We start from the raw sequence: 21,413 nt of genomic DNA, 5'->3' as shown, positions 1-21,413 counted from the left end.
CAAGGCCCTATGGGCCCTCAAGGAGAGCTCCAGCCCTATGATTCGCCGTACCTTGCCTGCCGTATTCGCACTGTTGTTCAGCACGCCGCTGCTGGCCGGGCAACAGACGCTGTTCAGCTTCGTTCGCCCGGCCGCGGTGGTCAATGTGGTGACCGAAGATGCCAGCCTGCCGCAGTACAACGCAGAGCAGACGGCCGAGGGCGAGGTGCTGCGCCGGGTGGTGTTCAACCCGGTGCAACAGCCCAAACTGCGCCTGACTCCGCAGTCCGGTGCCTGGGACTGGTCCAGTGCCACGGCCATGACCTTGCGTCTGCAAAGCGCCATGGACTGGGCGCTGACCGTCGATGTGACGGTACAGAGCAGCGATGGCAAGACCCTCACCAGCCGCATCGACCTGCCGGCGGGCCCGGCGCAAACCGTCTATGTGCCGCTCAAGGCCAGCTCGCCCCTGAGTCAGGGCATGCGTGCCGGGCCGCCGATGCCCTGGGTGCATGAGGGCCAGCGGGTGTTGCTGACCAGCAGCGCCGGCGAGGTCGACCTCAAGCAGGTCGTATCGGTGACCTTGTCGATGAACAAGCCCAATGTCGCCCAGAGCATCCTCATCGAGCGCGTCGGCACTCAGGATGACGACCAGCTGCAGAAGGCCGTGTACTCCGGCTTGATCGATGGCTATGGCCAGTCCACCCGCGGCCGCTGGCCGGAGAAGATTGTCAGCGACGATCAGCTCAAGGCCGCCGCCAGCCGTGAGCAGCAGCAGCTCAAGGGCTGGCTGGGAGAGCGCAGCAAGCTCAAGCTGGACAAGTTCGGCGGCATCAACGAGGGGCCGGCGTTCGAGGCCAAGGGCTTCTTCCGTACTGAAAAACGCGAGGGCCGCTGGTACCTGGTGACGCCGCAAGGGCACCCGTTCTACTCCCTGGGCGTCAACACCGTGGCCGCCGACGGCGGTCGCACTTACGTCGCCGGGCGCGAAGCCATGTTCAGCGCACTGCCGCAACCGGGTGAAGCGCTGGCGCAGTTCTACGGCGAGGGCAACAACAACGACGGCAACGGCTCGGCCCGTGGCCGCAATTTCAACCAGGGGCGCTGGTTCGACTTCTATGCCGCCAATATCGAGCGCAGCCATGGCACACCGTGCACGCCGGTGGCAGCCAGCGACAAGGCCCCGGCGGTTGAATGCCCGGTAGCCAGCTTCGACAAGCAACGCTGGCAGGGGCATACCCTCGATCGCCTGCAGGCCTGGGGCTTCAATACCCTGGGCAACTGGAGCGAGCCGACGCTGGGCCAGGCCAGCCGCATGCCCTACACCTTGCCGCTGTCGATCGTCGGTGACTACGCCAGTATCAGCACCGGCATGGACTGGTGGGGCGGCATGCCCGACCCGTTCGACCCACGCTTTGCCATGGCCACCGAGCGTGCGGTGGCGATTGCCGCCCGCGACCACCGCGACGACCCTTGGCTGATCGGTTATTTCGCCGACAACGAACTGGCCTGGGCCGCCCCCGGGGATGACCCCAAGGCCCGTTACGCCCTGGCCTATGGCACTTTGCGCCTGACTACCGACGTGCCGGCCAAGCGCGCCTTCCTCAAGCAGCTGCGCGACAAATACCGCAACCAGGCTGGCCTGTCCAAGGCCTGGGGCATTGACTTGCCGGCCTGGGAGCTGATGGAAGACCCAGGCTTCGAACCGCCGCTGCCAAGCCCTGAGCACCCGGAGATCGAGGCCGACTTCAAGTACTTCCAGAAGGTCTTCGCCGAAACCTATTTCAAGACCATTGCCGACTCGCTGAAATGGCATGCGCCCAATCACCTGTTGCTCGGTGGCCGCTATGCCGTGAGCACCCCGGAAGCGGTCGCCGCTTGTGCCGAGTACTGCGACGTCATCAGCTTCAACTTCTACACGCCCAAACCGCAGGACGGTTACGACTTCAGCCAGCTCAAGGCGCTGGACAAGCCGGTGCTGGTCTCCGAGTTCCAGTTCGGCTCCCGTGATCGCGGCCCGTTCTGGCCGGGGCCGATGGAAGTGGCCAAGGAAGAAGGCAGGGCGCCAGCCTATGCCGGCTTCGTCAAGGCCGCTGTGGATGAGCCGTCGATCGTCGGCGTGCACTGGTTCCAATACCTCGACCAGCCGGCCAGCGGGCGTCTGCTCGATGGCGAGAATGGTCACTTCGGCCTGGTGGGCATTACCGATGTGCCGTTCCAGGGCTTTGTCGACGGTGTGCGCAAAAGCAACCTGCAGGCTCAGGAGCAGATCGGTAAAACCTTCGTCGCCACGCAGAAAACGCCCAAGGCCCCCTGACAGCAGCCGTCTGGCGTGGACCGCCCGGCTTCTGTCTGTTCCCAAATCGTGCGCAGACTGAAACAATGCACACCCTATTGAGAAGCCGGTTTTGCGGGAGTTGCTGGGTGCAGATTCAGGGTCATTACGAGCTTAAGTTCGAAGCAGTGCGTGAAGCCTTTGCGGCGCTGTTCGACGATCCTCAGGAGCGTGGCGCAGCGCTGTGCATCCAGGTCGGTGGCGAGACCGTCATCGACCTCTGGGCCGGTAGCGCCGACAAGGACGGGGCCGAGGCCTGGCACAGCGACACCATCGCCAACCTGTTTTCCTGCACCAAGATGTTCACCGCCGTGACGGCCCTGCAGTTGGTCGGCGAGGGCAAGCTGGCCCTGGACGCGCCTGTGGCGCGTTACTGGCCGGAATTCGCCCAGGCCGACAAGCAATCGATCACCCTGCGCCAGTTGCTCAGCCATCGCGCCGGCGTACCGGCCTTGCGCGAGTTGATGCCGGCCGAAGCCTTCTATGACTGGCAAACCATGGTCCAGGCGCTGGCTGGCGAATCACCCTGGTGGACGCCCGGCACCGCCCACGGTTATGCGGCCATCACCTTTGGCTGGTTGATCGGCGAGTTGATCCGCCGGGCAGATGGCCGCGAGCCAGGCGAGTCGATCGTCGCGCGCACCGCCAGGCCGCTGGGTCTGGACTTTCATATCGGCCTGGCCGAAGAAGAATTCCATCGAGTCGCGCACATCGCCCGCGGCAAAGGCAACATGGGCGATGAAGCGGCCCAGCGCCTGCTCCAGGTAACCCTGCGTGAGCCACAGGCCCTGTCGACCCGGGCCTTCACCAACCCGCCAGGCATGCTCACCAGTACCAACAAGCCAGAGTGGCGCCGGATGCAGCAACCGGCGGCCAATGGCCATGGCAATGCCCGCAGCCTTGCCGGTTTCTATGCTGGCCTGCTGGATGGCAGCCTGCTGGAGTCGGAACTGCTGGATGAACTGACGCGGGAGCACAGCCTCGGCCAGGACCGCACCTTGTTGACCCAGACCCGTTTTGGCCTGGGCTGTATGCTCGATCAGCCACGCGTGGCAAACGCTACCTTTGGTCTGGGCGCGCGCGCCTTCGGCCATCCGGGGGCGGGCGGCTCGGTGGGCTTTGCCGACCCGGAACATGATGTTTCCTTTGGTTTTGTTACCAATACCCTGGGCCCTTATGTGCTCATGGACCCTCGGGCGCAGAAGCTGGTGCGGGTATTGGCCAGCTGCCTTTGATCGGTTGACCCCGGTGTGGCCTGAACCCTTTGGCTATTCTGAAATCCAAAGCCCTGCATTGCTGGGCCAAATTTCTTTCATTTTCATGGTGTATCGCTGATGTCTTCGCATAAATCCTTAGCTCTCGCCCTGTGCCTGGCTGTCACCGGCTGCGCGCAGCATCCTCAGAAACACGGGGCCGCTGATGCCGGTTTCAACTGGTGGCCATTTGGCTCGGACCAGGTCGTCGACAAGGAAGTTAAGGACGTGGTAACCGAAAAAGTGGCCAAGGCCGACGCCAAGTCGGACAGCGCCAGCCGCTGGTGGTGGCCGTTTGGCGAGAACGACAAGAGCAAGGTCGCTGCCGTGCCGAAAATCGACCGCAAGGCGACCCAGGCCTGGCTGGACAGTTACGAGCCGAAGCTGCGCGAAGCCATCAAGGACAGCAAGTTCGAAGTCGAACGCCGTGAAGACGTGTTGGTCGTGACAGTGCCGGTCGACAGCTCCTACAACCCGGACCGTCCGGCCATGCTCCTGCCGGTCACCCTTGGCCCGATCACCCGTGTGGCCAAGGCCATCGAGACCGACAAGCAGACCGCAGTGCTGGTCCTCGGCCATGCCGATAGCAGTGGGGTCGCGGCAGCCAATACCAAGCTCAGCCAGGAGCGCGCCCAGTCGGTGGCCGCCATTTTCCGTCTCAGCGGCCTAGAACGTGATCGCCTGATGCTGCGTGGCATGGGCTCGCAAATGCCGCGCGCGGCCAACGACAGCCTCGAAGGCCGCTCGCTGAACCGCCGCGTCGAGCTGGTGCTGACGCCGCAGAACACCATGGTTGCCTTGCTGGCCAAGTACAAGCAGCCGACCCCGACCCCGGCCGAACTGGTTGCCGTGCAGGATGCCAAAGCCCCAGCCAAGGTCGCGGCCAAGCCTGCGGCCAAGGCCCCGGCGAAAAAAGCCACTGCAGCCAAGAAAGCCGCACCAGCCAAGACCGCGGCCAAGAAGCCTGTCGCCAAGCCAGCAGCGAAAAAGGCTGCGGCACCGGCGGCGAAAAAAGTCGCTGCCAACACCAGCCCTGCGAAGACCAACTGATCGTCAAGGAACGCAGTAATGACCCAATCCCTGGCCGATATGCGCCGCGATTACACCCGTGACGGCCTGACCGAAGCCTTGGCTCCGGAGCAGCCGTTCGCGTTGTTTCGTCAGTGGTTTGATGACGCCCTGAAAACCGAGCAACCGCCGGTGGAAGCCAATGCCATGACCCTGGCAACGGTGGATGGCGATGGTCGTCCGCATTGCCGGATCGTTTTGCTCAAAGGCCTGGATGAGCAAGGTTTTACCTTCTTCACCAACTATGAAAGCGCCAAGGGCCAGCAATTGCTGGTCAATCCCTTTGCGGCCATGACGTTCTTCTGGCCGGCGCTGGAGCGTCAGGTGCGCATCGAGGGCCGGGTGGTCAAGGTCAGCCAGCAGGAATCGGACGAGTACTATCAGGTGCGCCCGCTGGGCAGCCGCCTGGGGGCCTGGGCTTCTCCGCAGAGTCAGGTGATTGCCGACCGTGCCGAGCTTGAAGGCCTGGTAAAGGCCACCGAGCAGCGCTTTAGCGACAACCAGCCGCATTGCCCGGAGCACTGGGGCGGCTATCGCCTGTTGCCCGAGCGTATCGAGTTCTGGCAGGGGCGTGCCAGCCGCCTGCACGACCGCCTCAATTACCGCTTGCAGCAGGGCAACTGGCTGCGTGAGCGCCTCGCGCCTTAATCGGCCTGGTAACCGGCGGCCTCGCGCTCCAGCCAGGCCGCCAGTTCACTGCGTTTGACCTTTTGCGCCTTGGCGCTGTCCAGACGTTGTAGCATGAAGACCTTCTTGCCTTCGTCTTCGCCTGCCAGTGACAAGGCCAGGTCACGGTCCATCCAGCGCTTGATGCGAACGTAGATCCACCAGTGGAAGTAAAGGCCTGCCACGGTGGTGATGACGACGATGAAGTAATCCATGTCTATCCTTGCGCTAGAAGTTTCTACAGGCTGCCCCGATAGAACAGGCTGTACGGAAGCTGAATGGAAGCAATTTTACCGCGCATCTGTCGTGACAGTCGTCAATGCGCGGAGTCTAATGGGCATCTGTCTTACGGAGATCATCCAATGCGTAAATCTGTTCTGCTGGTGGCAAGCTTCACCACAATGTCGCTGCTGCTTGGCGGTTGTGCCTCGAGCCTGACCGGCGATTCGTACTCCCGTGATGAAGCGCGCCGTGTGCAGACCGTGCGCATGGGCACCATCGAGTCGCTGCGGCCGGTGAAAATCGAAGGTACCAAAACCCCGATCGGCGGTGGCGCCGGTGCAATCGTTGGCGGCGTCGCCGGTAGTGCGGTGGGTGGCGGTCGCGGCAGTATCGTTGCCGCCGTGATCGGTGCCGTGGCCGGCGGCCTGGCAGGTTCTGCGGCCGAAGAAGGCCTGACCCGTACCCAGGGCGTGGAAATCACCGTGCGTGAAGACGACGGCAGCATGCGTGCCTACGTGCAGGCGGTGCAACAGAACGAGATTTTCCGCGTCGGTGAGCGTGTGCGGATCATGACCGTCGACGGTACCAGCCGGGTTACTCACTGAAGTTGTGAACCGGCCATTAAAAACCCCGACTCGGCAGCGCCGGTCGGGGTTTTTTATTGCCTTGAGTTTCAGGCCACGGCGGGCTTGCGACTCGACAGCGCGGTGATGCCATAGCCGATCAGTGCGGCGAGGATGGAACCAGTGAGGATCCCCATGCGGTCCATGCCGGCGTACTCGCTGCTGCCCGGGACGAAGGCCAGGGAGCCGACAAACAGGCTCATGGTAAAGCCGATGCCGCAGAGAATCGCGACCCCAAGCACCTGGCCCCAATTGGCGCCTGCGGGCAACGCAGCCATGCCAGCCTTGATCATCACCCAGGCGAAGCCGAATACCCCGAGGGTCTTGCCCACCAGCAGGCCGACGGCGATGCCCATGGGTACGTGATGGGTAAAGCTTTCAAGGCTGACGCCCGCCAGCGACACACCGGCGTTGGCAAAGGCAAACAACGGCAGGATGCCATAGGCGACCCAAGGGTGCAGGGCATGCTCCAGGCTCAGCAGCGGGGAGGGCTCGGCGTTTTTCGTGCGCAGCGGGATGCACAGCGCCAGGGTGACCCCGGCCAGGGTGGCATGCACACCGCTCTTGAGCACGCAGACCCAGAGGATCAGGCCGACCACCATGTACGGGCCGAGCTTGACCACCCCCAGCCGGTTCATCGCGATCAGCACCAGCAGGCAGGCCGCCGCCAGGCCCAGCGACAGGCTCGACAACGTGCCGGAGTAGAACAGGGCGATGACGATGATCGCGCCCAGATCGTCGATGATCGCCAGGGTCATCAAAAACAGCTTGAGCGAAACCGGTACGCGCTTGCCCAGCAGGGCCAGCACGCCGAGGGCGAAGGCGATGTCGGTGGCCATGGGGATGGCCCAGCCAGCCACGGCGGCCGGGTTGTCCTTGTTGAGGAACCAGTAGATCAGTGCCGGTACCACCATGCCGCCGATGGCGGCAGCGCCGGGCAGGACGATCTGCGAGGGCTTGGAGAGGTGGCCGTCGACCACCTCGCGCTTGACCTCAAGGCCGATCAGCAGGAAGAACAAGGCCATCAGGCCGTCGTTGATCCACAACAGCAAGGGTTTGGCAATTTTCAGGGCGCCAATCTGGGCGACCACCGGAACATCCAGCAGGCCGTTGTACAGGTAAGACAGCGGCGAATTGTTGATGATCAGGGCCAGGGCGGCTGCAGCAATCAGTAATAGACCGCTGGCAGCTTCCAACTGAAAGAAACGTGTGAAAGTGCTACGCAGGGGCAAGGGCGCTCTCCATCCTGAAGGTTCTGATAGGGGCACACCCTACCCTGTGGTGATATTCTTTAAAACAAAAACTATATTCTTTTTTGTTATATGCTGTAACCAACTCACGCCCTGCAGCCTAGCAGTTGCAGTCGATAATTCACCGTGGCTGTATCTTTAGTAGTTATCGGAATTTTCCTAACATGTTCTGTTGAACTTCGACTTTTTTGCCCGAGAATCGACCATGACCGATCACCGCCAGTGGGCCCGTGAAGCCATCCGCATTATTGAGGCGGACTTCCAGCGCAGCGCCGATACCCACCTTATCCCGTTGCTCCTGCCAGGCTTTCCCGAGGTCGAGCTGTATTTCAAGGATGAGTCGAGCCACCCCACCGGTAGCCTCAAGCACCGGCTGGCGCGGTCGTTGTTTCTGTATGCCTTGTGCAATGGCTGGTTGCGCCCGGGGGCGCCGGTGATCGAGGCGTCCAGCGGCTCGACAGCAATCTCCGAAGCTTACTTTGCGCGCTTGCTCGGGCTGCCTTTCATTGCCGTGGTACCTGCCAGCACATCGCAGGAGAAGATCGCCCAGATTGCCTTCTACGGTGGCCAGAGCCATCTGGTGCAGGATCCGACGCAGATCTACGCCGAGTCCGAGCGTCTGGCCCGGGAACGTGGCGGGCACTTCATGGACCAGTTCACCTATGCCGAACGCGCTACCGATTGGCGGGCCAACAACAACATCGCCGAATCGATCTTTGCCCAGATGCGTTTCGAGCAGTTCCCCGAGCCGAGCTGGCTGATCTCCAGCCCGGGTACGGGCGGCACCACCGCCACGTTGGGCCGCTACGTGCGCTATCGCCAGCATGCTACCCGGGTACTGTGCGCCGATGCCGAGCGCTCGGTATTTTTCGACAGCTACAGGACCGGTGACCGTTCCCTGCGCCTGGACTGCGGATCACGTATTGAAGGCATCGGCCGGCCACGGGTGGAGGCTTCGTTTTTGCCACAAGTGATCGATGCCATGGTCAAGGTGCCGGACGCCCTGTCACTGGCGGCCATGCATTACCTGGCGCAGCGCCTGGGCCGACGGGTCGGCGGTTCGAGCGGCACCAACCTGATTGGCGCCCTGGTGGCGGCGCAGCAGATGCGCGCAGCAGGGGAGGCCGGCTCGATCGTGGCAATACTGTGTGATGGCGGCGATCGCTATGCCACCACTTACTATGACCAGGAATGGTTGAGCGGGCAGGGGTATCAGTTGGAGGGCTTGATTGAGGCGGTGCAGGCGTGTGTCGAGCGCGGTGAGGCGTTGCCGGCGTCGGTATTGCGCGAGGGTGTTTGAAGGGCGGGCTGCCTTGCAGCCCATCGCTGGCAAGGCCAGCTCCCACAAGGTCCGCTGCGACTCAGACCCCTGTGGGAGCCGGCGTTGCCGGCGATTACTGTGTTGCGGTATGAATCAGGCCTGCAAGCCCAGCATGCTGCGCGCCACCGCTTCAGCAATGCGAATCCCGTCAACACCCGCCGACAGGATCCCGCCAGCATAACCTGCGCCTTCACCCGCTGGGAACAGGCCCTTGAGGTTCAGGCTCTGCATGCTGGCATCACGGGTGATGCGCAGCGGCGATGAGGTACGGGTTTCGATACCGGTCAGCACTGCGTCAGGCAGGTTGTAGCCCTTGATCTGCCGATCGAAGGCCGGCAACGCTTCACGAATCGCCTCGATGGCAAAATCAGGCAGGCTCGGTGCCAGGTCGCCAAGGCTGATGCCAGGCTTGTACGAAGGCTCGACACTGCCAATAGCCGTGGAGGGTCGCCCGGCGACAAAGTCACCGACCAGTTGCGCCGGCGCCTGGTAGTTGCTGCCCCCCAGCACATACGCGTGGGCTTCGAGCTTTTCCTGCAGCTCGATACCGGCCAGCGGGCCGCCCGGATAATCTTGCTCAGGGGTGATGCCAACGACGATACCGGAGTTGGCATTGCGCTCGTTACGCGAGTACTGGCTCATGCCGTTGGTCACGACTCGGCCCGGCTCGCTGGTAGCGGCAACCACGGTGCCGCCCGGGCACATGCAGAAGCTGTAGACCGAACGGCCGTTCTTGGCGTGGTGCACCAGCTTGTAGTCGGCAGCGCCCAGTTTCGGGTGGCCGGCGTACTTGCCCAGGCGCGCCTGGTCGATCAGCGATTGCGGGTGCTCGATACGAAAGCCGATCGAGAACGGCTTGGCCTCCATGAACACGCCACGGGCATGCAGCATGCGGAAAGTGTCACGGGCACTGTGGCCCAGGGCCAGGACCACGTGGCGCGAGTGCAGCTGTTCGCCGCTTGCCAGCACCACGCCGTTGAGCTGGCCGTCGTCCATCAGCAGGTCGGTGACCTTTTGCTCGAAGCGTACTTCGCCGCCCAACGCCTGGATCTCGTGGCGCATGTTCTCAACCATGCCGGTCAGGCGGAAGGTACCGATGTGCGGCTTGCTGACGTAGAGAATCTCATCCGGCGCACCGGCTTTGACGAACTCGTGCAGCACCTTGCGGCCATGGTGCTGCGGGTCCTTGATCTGGCTGTACAGCTTGCCGTCGGAGAAGGTCCCGGCGCCGCCTTCGCCGAACTGCACGTTCGACTCGGGGTTGAGCACGCTTTTGCGCCACAGGCCCCAGGTGTCCTTGGTGCGCTGGCGGACTTCCTTGCCGCGCTCAAGGATGATCGGCTTGAAGCCCATCTGCGCCAACAGCAGGCCGGCGAAAATCCCGCACGGGCCGAAGCCGACGACGATGGGGCGCTCCTGCAGGTCGGCAGGGGCCTGGCCAACCACTTTGTAGCTGACATCCGGGGCGACGTTGACGTTGTGATCGTCGGCGAACTTTTGCAGCAGTTCGGCTTCGTTGCTCGCTTGCAGGTCGATGGTGTAGATGAACAGCAGCTCGCTGTTCTTCTTGCGCGCATCGTAGCTGCGCTTGAACAGGGTGAAGTCCAGCAGTTGCTCGTCGCTGATCCCCAAGCGTTGCACGATGGCCTCGCGCAGGGCTTCATCAGGATGATCCAGCGGCAGCTTCAGTTCGGTGATTCGTAACATGGCAGGGTCCAGTATCCCGGCCATGAACGGCCGGCGGCTTTACACAAACCGCCAAGTATAAGCTGTTCGCCGCCTTTGCAGGCAGGTTAAACGCGTGCGCCGATGATCAGTCGTTGCGCGAGCCACCGTAATAGGCGCAGCCGCGCAGGGTCTGGCCGTCGACCCGCAGTTCGGCCCTCAGGTGTTGCACACTGCCGGTGGCGCTGTCGACGCAGCGTTGTGGGGCGACCCAGAGTTCGACTTTCTGGCCATTGGCTTCGGTATTGAGGCTGAAGCGGCCGTCGGGCAGTTGTTCTTCCAGGTAGGGCACGGCCAGGGACGGTTGACCGACGCGCTCCAGGACCATGCCTTTGCCGCTGGCCTTGAGGCTCCAGTCCGGCTCGTGGCCGCTGGCGCGCAGGGTCAGGCGCTTGAAGTTGGGGTCGCTGCAGGCGCTGCTGGAATGCTCGACGCGGTACAGGCGCTGCACATTGAACTGGCCGTCGTTGCCGCCTTTCTGGCTGGCCGACAGCGTGCCGCGGACGTCGGCGAACAAGGTGCCGGGGGTTGCCGCCAGTGCACTGGCTTCCTGCAGCAGGCCGGTGTTGCCGCTGTCATTGACGGCAAAGCGGCGGGTTTCTTCGCAGGGTTTGAACAGCAGTTGCCCACCCTGGGCGCTCAGTTCGCCCTGCATGCGGGTCTGGCCGGCGGTAGAGGCAGCCTGGGGCTTTTCAGCCAGCATCTGGCAGCCGGCAAACAGCGGCAACACGGCGACAAGCAACAGCGAAGGGGCGGCACGCATCAAGCAAACTCCAGCATCTCGAGCAAAAGGTGCCGCCACGTTACGCAGGCTTGTCGCCGATCACAAGAGTCTAGCCGACCTGGTAGGTCTGGCCGGTTTGCAAACCTTCGACACTCTTGGCATAGGCCAGTGCCACGTCGGCGGCCGGCACTGGTTTGAAACCACGGAAATACGGGGCATAGGCTGGCATGGCCTCGACCAGCACGTTAGGGCTGATGGCGTTGACCCGCAGGCCACGGGGCAATTCGATGGCGGCGGCTTTGACGAAGGCATCCAGGGCACCGTTGACCAAGGCGGCTGAAGTGCCGGTACGAATCGGGTCGCGATTGAGAATGCCGCTGGTGAAGGTAAACGAGCCGCCATCGTTGATGAACTCGCGACCGATCAGCAGCAGGTTGACCTGGCCCATGAGCTTGTCGTTCAGGCCCAGGGCGAAGTGCTCCGCGTTCATTTGCTCCAGGGCTGCGAAGGTCACGTTGCCAGCGGCGCAGACCAGGGCATCGAAGCGGCCGGTCTGTTCGAACAAGCGGCGAATTGAAGCGCTGTCGCTGATGTCCACCTGATAGTCGCCGCTGTTGCGGCCGATGCGCAGCACTTCGTGGCGTTGTTCCAGCTCTTTGGCAACCGCCGAACCGATGGTACCGCTGGCGCCGATCAACAGGATTTTCATGGGGCCCTTCCTCGTGGGTAGTGAAGACAAGGCTCAAGTCTAGGGTGGATTTTTACGCGGATAAGCGTGCTAATAGGCAACCTTTGGTTTTCATGTGGAAACAATCCATGAGCGACCTCGATGACCTGGCGGCCTTTGCCGTGTTGATGGATGCCGGCAGTTTCACTCTGGCCGCGCAACAACTGGGCTGGAGCAAGGGGCAGCTGTCCAAGCGCATCAGTGCCCTGGAGGCCAGCCATTCGGTGAAATTGCTGCACCGCACGACACGGCGGCTGAGCCTGACGGCTGCGGGCGCCATGTTGCTGCCCCAGGCGCAGGCACTGGTGCGGCAGATGGAAGGGGCGCGGCAGACCCTGGCCATGCTCAAGGACGAACTGGCGGGACCGGTACGTATCACCGTGCCGGTGTCCTTGGGCGAGACGTTTTTTGAAGGGTTGTTGCTGGAGTTCGCCACGCGCTACCCGGACTTGCAGGTAGAGCTTGAGCTGAACAACGGTTACCGCGACCTGCTGGGTGACGGCTTCGACCTGGCGATTCGAACCGAAGTCCAGGATGACGCACGTCTGGTCGCCCGCCCGGTGCTGGCCATGCAGGAACTTACCTGTGCCAGCCCTGGCTACCTGCAGCGCCATGGGGAACCGAAGGCGCCGAGCGAGTTGAGCGACCATCGCTGTCTGCTCAACAGCCACTACAGCGGCCGTGAAGAGTGGTTTTATCACCAGCAGCACGAACTGTTGCGGGTGCAAGTGGCTGGCAGCTTTGCCAGCAATCATTACAGCTTGCTGAAGAAGGCGGCGCTGCTGGGCGCGGGGGTTGCCCGCCTGCCGTCGTACATGCTGCATGCGGAGCTCGCTGACGGCCGCTTGCAGTGGTTGCTGCGCGACTATCAGACGCGCAGCGTACCGTTGTTTCTGGTGCACCCCTATCAGGGCGGGATGCCCAGGCGGGTCCAGGTGCTGGCCGATTACCTGCTGGCCTGGTTCCGGCGCAGCAGCCAGGCGCTACGGACCCTTTAGGGCGTTACATCTTGTCGTCGTGCATTTCGTTTTTCATCATCTTGTCGTCCTTGGGCATCTTCTTGTCCATTTTCTTGTCGTCGCTCATGTCCATCTTTTTGTCGTCGGCCATTTTCTTGTCCATTTTCATCTCCTTGTCCATGCTCGCTTCCTTGCTCATGTTCATGTCGTCGGCTGCGTGTACCGCAGGCAGGAAGGCCAGGCTCGAACCCAGGGAGAGGATGAGTGCGGCGGCGCTGAGGGTCTTGTTCATGATGAGACTCCAGTAGTCAGAGGAGGCAAGAGCCAGCGGTTCTGGCTCACCTGCAGCACTAGAGTCCCTTGCCGTGGAGGCGTTACAGCGGGCAAGAAAAAAGGCCCGAAGGCCTTTTTCCAGTTGGAGCATGCAACTTTGGCGATCAACCGCCCAGGTAGGCGTCGCGAACCTTCGGGTCGGTCAGCAACGCTTCACCGGTACCTTCCATCACCACCCGGCCGTTTTCCAGCACATAGGCACGGTCAGCGACTTTCAGCGCCTGGTTGGCGTTCTGTTCGACCAGGAACACCGTCACGCCATCGCGGCGTAGCTGCTCGATGATGTCGAAGATCTGCTGGATGATGATCGGCGCCAAGCCCAACGATGGCTCGTCGAGCAATAGCAGCTTGGGCTTGCTCATCAGTGCACGGCCAATGGCGAGCATCTGCTGTTCGCCGCCGGACATGGTGCCGCCACGCTGGCTGAAGCGCTCCTTCAGGCGCGGGAACAGTTGCAGGACCTTGTCCATCTGCTCCTGGTAATCGCCCTTGCTGGTGAAGAAGCCGCCCATGGCCAGGTTCTCCTCCACGGTCAGGCGGGCGAACACGCGGCGGCCCTCAGGGACCACGGCGATGCTCTTGCGCATGATGTGCGAGGACGACTGGCCGACCAGCTCTTCGCCCAGGTAGCGGATACTGCCGCTGTGGGCCTGCGGCGAGCCGCAGAGGGTCATCAGCAGGGTCGACTTGCCGGCACCGTTGGCGCCGATCAGGGTGACGATCTCGCCCTGGCGGATCTCGACGTTGACGCTGTGCAAGGCCTGGATCTTGCCGTAGAAGGTGGAAACGTTTTCGAACTGCAGCATTTACGCTTCCCCCAGGTAGGCTTTGATCACTTCAGGGTTGTCGCGGATCTGTTCCGGCGTACCGTCGGCCAGGGGCGTGCCCTGGTTGATCACCACGATGTGGTCGGAGATGCTCATCACCAGCTTCATGTCGTGTTCGATCAGCAGCACGGTGACGTTGTGCTCCTCACGCAACACGCTGATCAGCGCCTTGAGGTCTTCGGTCTCCTTCGGGTTCAGGCCCGCCGCCGGTTCGTCGAGCATCAGGATCCGCGGGCGGGTCATCATGCAGCGGGCGATTTCCAGGCGCCGTTGCTGACCATAGGCCAGGGTGCCGGCAGTACGGTTGGCGAACTCGGTGAGGTTGACCTTGTCCAGCCAGAACTGGGCGAAGTCCATGGCTTCGCGCTCGCTGCGGCGAAACCCCGGGGTCTTCAGCAGGCCGGAAAAAAAGTTGGTGTTCAGGTGCCGGTGCTGGGCGATCAGCAGGTTCTCCAGGGCGGTCATCTCTTTGAACAGACGCACGTTCTGGAAGGTCCGCACCACACCCTTGCGGGCGATCTGATGGCCGGCCAGGCCCTGGATCGGCTGGCCGTCGAGCAGGATGCTGCCGGCGCTCGGCTTGTAGAAACCGGTCAGGCAGTTGAACACCGTGGTCTTGCCGGCGCCGTTCGGGCCGATCAACGCCACCACCTGTTTTTCCTTGACGGTCAGGGCCACGCCATTGACCGCCAACAAGCCGCCGAAGCGCATGCTCAGGCCGCTGACTTGCAGAATTTCGCGGCTCATCGACGCAGCTCCATATGTGGACGTTGCATAGGCAGCAGGCCTTGCGGACGCCAGATCATCATCAACACCATCAGCGCACCGAACATCAACATGCGGTATTCGCTGAAGTCACGCATCAGTTCCGGCAGCAGGATCATCACAACGGCCGCGAGGATCACGCCCAGTTGCGAGCCCATGCCGCCGAGCACGACGATGGCCAGGATGATGGCCGACTCGATGAAGGTGAACGACTCCGGTGTCACCAGGCCCTGGCGGGCGGCGAAGAAACTGCCGGCGAACCCGGCGAAGCAGGCACCCAGGGTGAACGCCGAAAGCTTGATCACGGTAGGGTTCAGGCCCAGTGCGCGGCAGGCGATCTCGTCTTCACGCAGGGCTTCCCAGGCGCGACCGATCGGCATGCGCAGCAGCCGGTTGATCACGAACAGCGCCAGCAACGCCAGCAGCAGTGCCACCAGGTAGAGGAAGATCACCTTGTTGATCGAGTTGTACTGCAGGCCGAAGAACTCGTGGAAGGTCTGCATGCCCTCGGCGGCCTTGCGTTCGAAGGTCAGGCCGAAGAAGGTCGGTTTCTCGATGTTGCTGATCCCGTTGGGACCACCGGTCAGGCCGGTGAGGTTACGCAGGAACAGGCGGATGATCTCACCGAAGCCCAGGGTCACGATGGCCAGGTAGTCACCGCGCAAGCGCAACACCGGGAAACCGAGCAGGAAGCCGAAGGTCGCCGACATCAGGCCGGCGATCGGCAGGCAGATCCAGAAGCTCAGGCCGTAGTAGTGCGACAGCAGGGCGTAGCTGTAGGCGCCGACGGCGTAGAAGCCGACATAACCCAGGTCAAGCAGGCCAGCCAGGCCGACCACGATGTTCAGGCCCAGGCCCAGCAACACGTAGATCAGGATCAGGGTGGCGATGTCGACCGCGCCGCGCGAGCCGAAGAACGGCCACACCAGGGCCACGGCGATCAGGCCGAGGATGATGTAGCGCTGGGTCCGCGGCAGGGTCAGGAAGTGGCTGACCTTGGGCGATACCAGCGGGCCCTTGGGCGCTGACTTCATCAGGCCGCTCCACTGCTTGTCGAACAGCACGCGCAGGAACATCAGCACCGAGCAGGCGGCGATGATCGACAGGGTCAGTGGCCCTTGGCCGTGCACTTCCAGGTTGATGCCGACAATGCTGAGTTTCAGGCCAAGTACCGGGAAGGCCACGGCCCAGACCAGCAAGGCGCTGAAAAACGCCGATTTGAGATGTCTGTTCATACTTTTTCAACCTCCGGACGGCCGAGAATGCCGGTCGGACGGAACAACAGCACCAGAACCAAAAGGCCGAACGCCACAACGTCCTTGTACTGGTCACCGAAGATATCGGCGCCAAAGGCTTCAGCCACCCCCAGCACCAGCCCGCCGAGCATGGCGCCCGGAATGCTGCCGATGCCGCCTAATACCGCCGCGGTAAAGGCCTTCAGGCCCACCAGGAAACCGGCGTTGGGGTTGATCACCCCGTACTGCATGCTCAGCAGCACGGCCGCCACCGCCGCCAGGGCGGCACCGATGACGAAGGTCAGGGCGATGATGTTGTTGGTATTGATACCCAACAGGTTGGCCATCTTGATGTCTTCGGCACAGGCCCGGCAGGCCCGGCCCAGACGCGAGCGGGAGATGAACAGGGTCAAACCGGTCATGGCCACCAGGGTGACGATGAAAACCAGGATCTGCATGTAGGAGATCAGCACTTCCTCTGCGCCGCCCGGGCCGAAGGAGATACTCCCAGGGATCAGGTTGGGGATGGACTTGTCCTTGGAGTCCTGGGATAGCAATACGGTGTTTTGCAGGAAAATCGACATGCCGATGGCAGAAATCAGCGGGATCAACCGGTTGCTGTTACGCAACGGACGGTAGGCGACCCGTTCGATACTGTAGCCATAGGCACTGGTAACGACGATCGTCGCGATGAACGCGGCGGTCATCAGCAGCGGCAGTGAATCGATACCCATCATGGCAAGCCCGGCAAGGGCGATGAAGGCCACGTAGGAACCGATCATATAGACCTCGCCATGGGCGAAGTTGATCATTCCAATGATGCCGTAAACCATTGTGTAGCCAATGGCTATCAAGGCATAGGTGCTGCCAATGGTCAGACCATTAACCAGCTGTTGGAAGAAGTGATAGATCTCAGGCATTACAGCGCTCCTAAAAACCTGATACGCATTTCACTGGTGGGGATGCCCCCGGCCCGGTCTTGTGGTCTTGGCCACTTCGGCACAGGCAACTGCCAGCGAACCGCTGGTGACGGTTTTAAGATTTTCAGGTGAACCTGCTCCCGGATCGCGGGAATCAGGCCCATGAACCTCGTAAAACAAAGCCCACTGCTCGCACAGTGGGCTTGTAGTCATATAGTCAGACGGGATTACTGAGGAGAAACTTCGGTTTTAGGTTTGCCGAAATGCCATTCGTAGACCACGAATTTGAAGTCTTTCAGGTCGCCCTTGGCGTCGTACGACAGGTCGCCGGTCGGGGTCTTGAAGGTACCGGCGTGGATGGCCGCAGCCACCTTGTCGGAGTCTTCGGACTTGGCGGCCTTGATGCCTTCGGCGATCAGCGTGACAGCCGAGTAGGCCGGGAACACGAACGGGCCGCTAGGGTCTTTGCCGTCGGCCTTGATGGCGTCAACGATGGCCTTGTTCGCAGGGTCGGCGTCGAAGGACTTGGGCAGGGTGACCAGCAGGCCTTCGGAGGCGTTCTGGGCGATTTGCGAGATGGAGTCGTTACCGACACCTTCCGGGCCCATGAACTTGGCTTTCAGGCCTTTTTCCTGGGCTTGGCGCAGGATTAGGCCCAGCTCTGGGTGGTAGCCGCCGTAGTAGACGAAGTCGACGTTGGCTTGCTTGAGCTTCTGGATGATCGAGGAGAAGTCCTTGTCACCGGCGTTCAGGCCTTCGAACACGGCAACCTTGGTGCCTTTGCCTTCCAGGGTCTGCTTGACCGCGGTGGCGATGCCTTCACCGTATTGCTGCTTGTCGTGCAGCACGGCAACCACTTTCGGCTTGACGTGGTCGGCGATGTAGTTGCCAGCGGCAGGGCCCTGGGCGCTGTCCAGGCCGATGGTGCGGAAGACCAGCTTGTAGCCGCGAGCGGTGATTTCCGGGCTGGTGGCAGCCGGGGTAATCATGATCACGCCTTCGTCTTCGTAAATGTCGGAAGCGGGTTGGGTGGAGCTGGAGCACAGGTGGCCGATCACGAACTTGACGCCATCGTTGACCACTTTGTTGGCGACTGCCACGGCCTGTTTAGGGTCGCACGCGTCGTCGTATTCCTTGGCTTCAAGCATCTTGCCGTCGACGCCGCCCTTGGCGTTGATGTCCTTGATGGCTTGTTTGGCGCCAACGAACTGCATGTCGCCGTACTGAGTGACCGGACCGGTTTTCGGGCCGGCGATGCCGATCTTGATGGTATCGGCTGCAAACGAATGGCTGGCAACCCCGGCCAGAACCATTGCGGCAAACAGCTTGGAAATCTGCTTAGTAGCCTTACTCATAGTGCTCCACTCATTCTGTTGTAATTTTTATAGTCCTGGCGGCCAGAGCTTGAGGACCGGATCAGGTTCCGTGGGAGGCCACGCCTCGTCACGGACCCGGATAACCCCCGGATTGGCCCTGGCAACTGTACCGGTACAGTGTAGAGCGCTGCTTTGTCGCTTGAAAAGCAGGCCCGCTGGGGCAAAAACCAGGGGTGTCGCCTAATCGACAGAAAGTTACATAAACGCGCCACTGCTTTGCCTGTTTCACTGGCCGAGTCCGGGCATTTACCACCTTGTCGATCAATTACTTATTTTGAAACTGGGTTTTTCTGCAAAAATACCGACCTTTATTGCGGTCGAATTATTTCTGGTAGGAACCCATGACTGATCAACCAAGCACCCTCTATGCCAAATTGCTCGGCGAGACAGCAACAATCGAGTGGAAAGCGCTGGAGCGTTTTTGGGCCAAGGGTGACCTGATTTGGGTCGACCCGAGCCTGGACCTGATCGAAGTTGCGCAGGCAATGGCCGAAAACCGTAGCGAAACCTTTGCTGCATGGCGTAATGCTGGCACTGTCGGCGCGGTCACTACAGAGCAGGCGCTAGACCTTCAGAGCCGCGATCCAGAGATCTGGGCAGTGGTGGTTTCGCCGTTTATCGTGATTCAGGAAAAGACCAACGGCTGATCGCGCGCCAAAATGGTGCGTGAAAATGCACAGCGAGAAGGTTTTGGTGCTCGGGACTGTTCAGCCGGGGTGGCTGTTGGTAACAGTTGAGTGTGCCGAGAGAGTGCGGTAACAGTCTGATCGCGGGGCAAGCCCGCTCCTACAAATGTAGGAGCGGGCTTGCCCCGCGATGATTTCAATCAGTAATCCACTTTGCCGGTGTGGCTGTTCAACGAGATCACCCGGGTCTTGCCGATACGGTGACGGTAAATCTCCCGCAGGTACTTCACCGCTTTCTTCACGCATTCGCGTGACAGCCGGATGTCATTGATCGAGACGAACTTGCTCTTGTCGTTGATCAGCTCGCGGTACTTCTTCTCGTACATCGGTTTGATCGCATACCAGTTGGTATCGAGAATCTTCGCCGGGTTTTCGAACTCGTTGAGCAGGTCGTCGATGCGGTCTTCGTCGAAGGCCTCGCTGGTGATGAACTCGAGGATGGCGTTGTCCAGGGTGTCGTCGAAACGGTACGGATTACGCGCGAAGCAACGCTTGATGAAGGCCACGATCAGGGTCAGGAAGTCGTCCGACAGGCACGGGCTCTTGGCGATCAGAGTGGTCAGCGAGAGGTTGGCCGAGGCGCCGATGACCAGCGCGTAGCGCTTGAGCGTGGTGTTGGGGAACAGGCTGTTGAGGTGCGTCTTGAGCCGGTTCAGGTCCATGTACGACAGCTTGTAGTCCTTGGGCAGCGACACGATCGACACCACCGACGAACAGTTCTTGAAGAAGTGCAGGTCGTGCAGCGCTGCCGCGTCATAGCCGGAGGCCTGGTACTGCTCGAGGGCAGCGCGGTAGCGCCGGGACTCGATCGGCAACAGGCTGATGCCTTCGATCGCCTGGGTCACTTTGTTGAAGTGCGGCAGGTCGATGGAGCGGAAGAACAGGTCGTCGATGTTCAACCGTGGCTGTTCTTTCTCGAACACTTTGAATTTGTCCGAACTTGGCGACGGCTGTTCCGGTACCACCGATTCGGCATAGGCGATGGCCACGGGGCCGGCCAGGCTCATGAACAGGTCGTTGGCATCCAGGCGGATGGTTTCGCCAATGTCGATGCCGGCGCGACGGAAGTAGTTCTGGTCGTAGTCGGTGGTCACCGCCTGGGCGGTGAGGATGTTGAAGATCTGCTGGGAGATGTACTGGTTGGCGTGCTTCTCCATGGCATTGACGTCGATGTTCTGGATGTTGCCGTCATCGTTCTCTTCGGCGTAACGCATGATGTCGTTGGAGATCAGCATCATGGCGTTCCACGGGCGGATACGGCCCATGACGCTGGCTTCGCTGCTGTCTTCATTGTCGAAGTTGTAAGAGAAATCCCATTCCTCTGACAGGTACTTACACAGCAGCCGGCCAGCGTTGATGTGCAGGGCTTCGGACATTTCACTGCGGTGATCGGAAATGTTCGGCAGCACGCAGATGCCGCTGGTGAAGATCGGCTCGAAGACAAACGAATGGCCGCTCTTGCCGTCGTTCTCGTCGGCCGGCTTGGTATCGAAGGTCTTGTTCATGTACGAGTATTGCTGGGCCAGGCCGAACTCCGATGCCATCCCCGAGCCGGTACCACCGCCGGCGCTGAAGATGTAGAAGTACAAACGCGACTGGTTGGCCTTGATCCCGCAGGAGTCAATCAGGTACGAGTGGATCAGCTTCCAGTCGGCGCTGGAAAAACGGTGGGTTTCCTTGTTGAGGATGATCTTGGCCAGGTACTGGCCGAGAATCGGCGCGTTACCGGCACCCCCGGCATGGACTTCCGAGAGGTCCATGATCTTCATCTTGCTGTAATCGCGGATAAAGCCGCTCTTCTCGCCCTTGCGCGAGAAGCGGATGCGCCCGGCGATGTCCTTGTCCAGGTCACCGAGCATGACCAATGGCTCTACCAGGAATACCGGTTTGGTGCCCTTGTTCTGCACCAGGCGCAGGTTGTTGCGAATCCAGCGTGCCGGGCTGTAGTTCGGTTCGTTGCCCGCGCGGTCTTCGTTGTTGAATTCGTTGAGGTAGAAGGTCCTGGCGTTGTATACAAGTTCTGCGACATCCAGGGCGATGTTCGAGCCACAGCGGCCCAGGCCAATCAGGCACACCGAAGGGAACTGCTGGTCCAGGCGCAACTGGGCGTCGTCTTCGACGTGCACGCTGGGCGGGAACACCAGATCGCGCAGGCCGTCGAGGTTGTCGAGGATGCGCTGGATATCGGTTTCGGTGAAATACAGGTACTGCTGCGGGTTAAGCGCCCGCGGGCTGTAGTAACTCGAGCCGGGAGCGCTGTACGCGGGAGTGGATGAAGTCAGCTCGGAAACCGCGTTGGCAGAAGTAGTCTTGGAGGTCATTTTGCGCCATTTGCCTGGGGGTGGGTGGCTGTTCTAGTAGGTAGCATAGAGCCATCACTGGATGAGGTTCGCGACTGTATCAGTGCGCATTTGGCGTG

At 61.4% G+C, this 21,413-nt stretch carries 20 protein-coding genes; 8 read left to right on the top strand and 12 right to left on the bottom strand.

The genetic code is table 11. From position 1 onward, the window contains the following. Window positions 1–37 precede the first annotated feature (37 nt). From PspR32_RS19960 to pdxH, 4 genes are all read left to right on the top strand, one after another. A complete protein-coding gene (locus PspR32_RS19960; protein ID WP_159389066.1) occupies window positions 38–2,296 on the top strand; it encodes a beta-galactosidase in 2,259 nt (752 codons plus the stop codon). A gap of 107 nt (window positions 2,297–2,403) precedes the next feature. Then, window positions 2,404–3,549, top strand: a complete 1,146-nt coding sequence (locus tag PspR32_RS19955; RefSeq protein WP_010221075.1) for an EstA family serine hydrolase — start codon at window positions 2,404–2,406, stop codon at window positions 3,547–3,549. Between the two features lie 99 nt (window positions 3,550–3,648). Next, the gene (locus PspR32_RS19950; protein WP_159389065.1) at window positions 3,649–4,617 is read left to right on the top strand and encodes an OmpA family protein; all 969 of its coding nucleotides are present in this window, start codon (window positions 3,649–3,651) and stop codon (window positions 4,615–4,617) included. Window positions 4,618–4,635: 18 nt separating this feature from the next. Next, on the top strand, window positions 4,636–5,283 hold the full coding sequence (pdxH, locus tag PspR32_RS19945; protein ID WP_010221077.1) for a pyridoxamine 5'-phosphate oxidase: 648 nt from the start codon (window positions 4,636–4,638) through the stop codon (window positions 5,281–5,283). On the opposite strand, the gene PspR32_RS19940 is transcribed toward pdxH, so the two are convergent. Next, window positions 5,280–5,516, bottom strand: coding sequence for a hypothetical protein (locus tag PspR32_RS19940; protein WP_010221078.1), 237 nt, complete (start codon window positions 5,514–5,516; stop codon window positions 5,280–5,282). The genes pdxH and PspR32_RS19940 overlap by 4 nt on opposite strands. A 147-nt stretch (window positions 5,517–5,663) precedes the next feature. Between PspR32_RS19940 and PspR32_RS19935 the strand changes: the two genes are divergently transcribed. Beyond that, window positions 5,664–6,128, top strand: coding sequence for a glycine zipper 2TM domain-containing protein (locus tag PspR32_RS19935; protein WP_010221079.1), 465 nt, complete (start codon window positions 5,664–5,666; stop codon window positions 6,126–6,128). A 68-nt stretch (window positions 6,129–6,196) separates the two neighbouring features. Here PspR32_RS19935 and nhaA read toward each other — a convergent pair whose 3' ends face one another. After that, on the bottom strand, window positions 6,197–7,378 hold the full coding sequence (gene nhaA / locus PspR32_RS19930) for a Na+/H+ antiporter NhaA (protein WP_010221080.1): 1,182 nt from the start codon (window positions 7,376–7,378) through the stop codon (window positions 6,197–6,199). A gap of 223 nt (window positions 7,379–7,601) precedes the next feature. On the opposite strand from nhaA, the gene PspR32_RS19925 reads away from it, so the two are divergent. Next, window positions 7,602–8,696 carry a PLP-dependent cysteine synthase family protein gene (locus PspR32_RS19925; RefSeq protein WP_159389064.1) on the top strand — a complete coding sequence of 365 codons (1,095 nt, stop codon included), beginning with the start codon at window positions 7,602–7,604 and terminating at the stop codon, window positions 8,694–8,696. Between the two features lie 114 nt (window positions 8,697–8,810). Here PspR32_RS19925 and PspR32_RS19920 read toward each other — a convergent pair whose 3' ends face one another. The 3 genes from PspR32_RS19920 to PspR32_RS19910 form a co-directional block, all read right to left on the bottom strand. Then, a complete protein-coding gene (locus PspR32_RS19920; protein ID WP_036996632.1) occupies window positions 8,811–10,424 on the bottom strand; it encodes an NAD(P)/FAD-dependent oxidoreductase in 1,614 nt (537 codons plus the stop codon). Between the two features lie 106 nt (window positions 10,425–10,530). After that, window positions 10,531–11,205 (bottom strand): COG3650 family protein, encoded by a 675-nt coding sequence (locus PspR32_RS19915; protein WP_010221083.1) that lies wholly within the window; start codon window positions 11,203–11,205, stop codon window positions 10,531–10,533. 70 nt (window positions 11,206–11,275) lie between these two features. After that, a complete protein-coding gene (locus tag PspR32_RS19910; RefSeq protein WP_036996631.1) occupies window positions 11,276–11,875 on the bottom strand; it encodes a short chain dehydrogenase in 600 nt (199 codons plus the stop codon). Window positions 11,876–11,982: 107 nt separating this feature from the next. Here PspR32_RS19910 and PspR32_RS19905 point away from each other — a divergent pair, with 107 nt between their 5' ends. Next, a complete protein-coding gene (locus PspR32_RS19905; RefSeq protein WP_159389063.1) occupies window positions 11,983–12,891 on the top strand; it encodes a LysR family transcriptional regulator in 909 nt (302 codons plus the stop codon). A gap of 4 nt (window positions 12,892–12,895) precedes the next feature. Here the strand turns inward: PspR32_RS19905 and PspR32_RS19900 are convergent, their stop codons facing one another. The 6 genes from PspR32_RS19900 to PspR32_RS19875 all read right to left on the bottom strand — a co-directional run bounded on the left by PspR32_RS19900 (window position 12,896) and on the right by PspR32_RS19875 (window position 18,287). Next, the gene (locus PspR32_RS19900; protein ID WP_010221087.1) at window positions 12,896–13,144 is read right to left on the bottom strand and encodes a hypothetical protein; all 249 of its coding nucleotides are present in this window, start codon (window positions 13,142–13,144) and stop codon (window positions 12,896–12,898) included. Window positions 13,145–13,289: 145 nt separating this feature from the next. Further along, on the bottom strand, window positions 13,290–13,991 hold the full coding sequence (locus PspR32_RS19895) for an ABC transporter ATP-binding protein (protein WP_010221088.1): 702 nt from the start codon (window positions 13,989–13,991) through the stop codon (window positions 13,290–13,292). Next, entirely contained in the window at window positions 13,992–14,759 is a 768-nt protein-coding gene (livG, locus tag PspR32_RS19890; protein WP_010221089.1) for a high-affinity branched-chain amino acid ABC transporter ATP-binding protein LivG, read from the bottom strand. It lies immediately after the preceding gene. After that, on the bottom strand, window positions 14,756–16,012 hold the full coding sequence (locus tag PspR32_RS19885; protein ID WP_100782847.1) for a high-affinity branched-chain amino acid ABC transporter permease LivM: 1,257 nt from the start codon (window positions 16,010–16,012) through the stop codon (window positions 14,756–14,758). Before PspR32_RS19885 ends, livG begins: the two co-directional genes overlap by 4 nt. Then, entirely contained in the window at window positions 16,009–16,932 is a 924-nt protein-coding gene (gene livH / locus PspR32_RS19880) for a high-affinity branched-chain amino acid ABC transporter permease LivH (RefSeq protein WP_010221091.1), read from the bottom strand. Before livH ends, PspR32_RS19885 begins: the two co-directional genes overlap by 4 nt. Before the next feature lie 227 nt (window positions 16,933–17,159). After that, window positions 17,160–18,287: a branched-chain amino acid ABC transporter substrate-binding protein gene (locus PspR32_RS19875; protein WP_010221092.1), complete on the bottom strand. Its 1,128-nt coding sequence runs from the start codon at window positions 18,285–18,287 to the stop codon at window positions 17,160–17,162. Window positions 18,288–18,649: 362 nt separating this feature from the next. Here PspR32_RS19875 and PspR32_RS19870 point away from each other — a divergent pair, with 362 nt between their 5' ends. Further along, window positions 18,650–18,955 carry a DUF2288 domain-containing protein gene (locus tag PspR32_RS19870; RefSeq protein ID WP_010221093.1) on the top strand — a complete coding sequence of 102 codons (306 nt, stop codon included), beginning with the start codon at window positions 18,650–18,652 and terminating at the stop codon, window positions 18,953–18,955. A 179-nt stretch (window positions 18,956–19,134) separates the two neighbouring features. On the opposite strand, the gene PspR32_RS19865 is transcribed toward PspR32_RS19870, so the two are convergent. Then, entirely contained in the window at window positions 19,135–21,315 is a 2,181-nt protein-coding gene (locus PspR32_RS19865) for a hypothetical protein (protein WP_010221094.1), read from the bottom strand. Between the last annotated feature and the right edge of the window lie 98 nt (window positions 21,316–21,413).

The sequence above is a fragment of the Pseudomonas sp. R32 genome (assembly GCF_009866705.1).
Taxonomy (GTDB): domain Bacteria; phylum Pseudomonadota; class Gammaproteobacteria; order Pseudomonadales; family Pseudomonadaceae; genus Aquipseudomonas; species Aquipseudomonas donghuensis.
Note: the sequence above shows the minus strand (reverse complement) of the source record. Positions and strands in the feature narration are given on the sequence as shown.

Bases quoted from the DNA above. Each gene is read 5' to 3' on its own strand.
- PspR32_RS19905 (WP_159389063.1), top strand. From the start codon at position 11,983: ATGAGCGACCTCGATGACCTGGCGGCCTTTGCCGTGTTGATGGATGCC.
- PspR32_RS19910 (WP_036996631.1), bottom strand. From the start codon at position 11,875: ATGAAAATCCTGTTGATCGGCGCCAGCGGTACCATCGGTTCGGCGGTT.
- livH (WP_010221091.1), bottom strand. From the start codon at position 16,932: ATGCCTGAGATCTATCACTTCTTCCAACAGCTGGTTAATGGTCTGACC.
- PspR32_RS19960 (WP_159389066.1), top strand. From the start codon at position 38: ATGATTCGCCGTACCTTGCCTGCCGTATTCGCACTGTTGTTCAGCACG.
- PspR32_RS19925 (WP_159389064.1), top strand. From the start codon at position 7,602: ATGACCGATCACCGCCAGTGGGCCCGTGAAGCCATCCGCATTATTGAG.
- PspR32_RS19865 (WP_010221094.1), bottom strand. From the start codon at position 21,315: ATGACCTCCAAGACTACTTCTGCCAACGCGGTTTCCGAGCTGACTTCA.
- PspR32_RS19875 (WP_010221092.1), bottom strand. From the start codon at position 18,287: ATGAGTAAGGCTACTAAGCAGATTTCCAAGCTGTTTGCCGCAATGGTT.
- livG (WP_010221089.1), bottom strand. From the start codon at position 14,759: ATGAGCCGCGAAATTCTGCAAGTCAGCGGCCTGAGCATGCGCTTCGGC.
- pdxH (WP_010221077.1), top strand. From the start codon at position 4,636: ATGACCCAATCCCTGGCCGATATGCGCCGCGATTACACCCGTGACGGC.
- PspR32_RS19950 (WP_159389065.1), top strand. From the start codon at position 3,649: ATGTCTTCGCATAAATCCTTAGCTCTCGCCCTGTGCCTGGCTGTCACC.
- PspR32_RS19940 (WP_010221078.1), bottom strand. From the start codon at position 5,516: ATGGATTACTTCATCGTCGTCATCACCACCGTGGCAGGCCTTTACTTC.
- PspR32_RS19870 (WP_010221093.1), top strand. From the start codon at position 18,650: ATGACTGATCAACCAAGCACCCTCTATGCCAAATTGCTCGGCGAGACA.
- PspR32_RS19885 (WP_100782847.1), bottom strand. From the start codon at position 16,012: ATGAACAGACATCTCAAATCGGCGTTTTTCAGCGCCTTGCTGGTCTGG.
- PspR32_RS19935 (WP_010221079.1), top strand. From the start codon at position 5,664: ATGCGTAAATCTGTTCTGCTGGTGGCAAGCTTCACCACAATGTCGCTG.
- PspR32_RS19900 (WP_010221087.1), bottom strand. From the start codon at position 13,144: ATGAACAAGACCCTCAGCGCCGCCGCACTCATCCTCTCCCTGGGTTCG.
- PspR32_RS19920 (WP_036996632.1), bottom strand. From the start codon at position 10,424: ATGTTACGAATCACCGAACTGAAGCTGCCGCTGGATCATCCTGATGAA.
- PspR32_RS19895 (WP_010221088.1), bottom strand. From the start codon at position 13,991: ATGCTGCAGTTCGAAAACGTTTCCACCTTCTACGGCAAGATCCAGGCC.
- PspR32_RS19915 (WP_010221083.1), bottom strand. From the start codon at position 11,205: ATGCGTGCCGCCCCTTCGCTGTTGCTTGTCGCCGTGTTGCCGCTGTTT.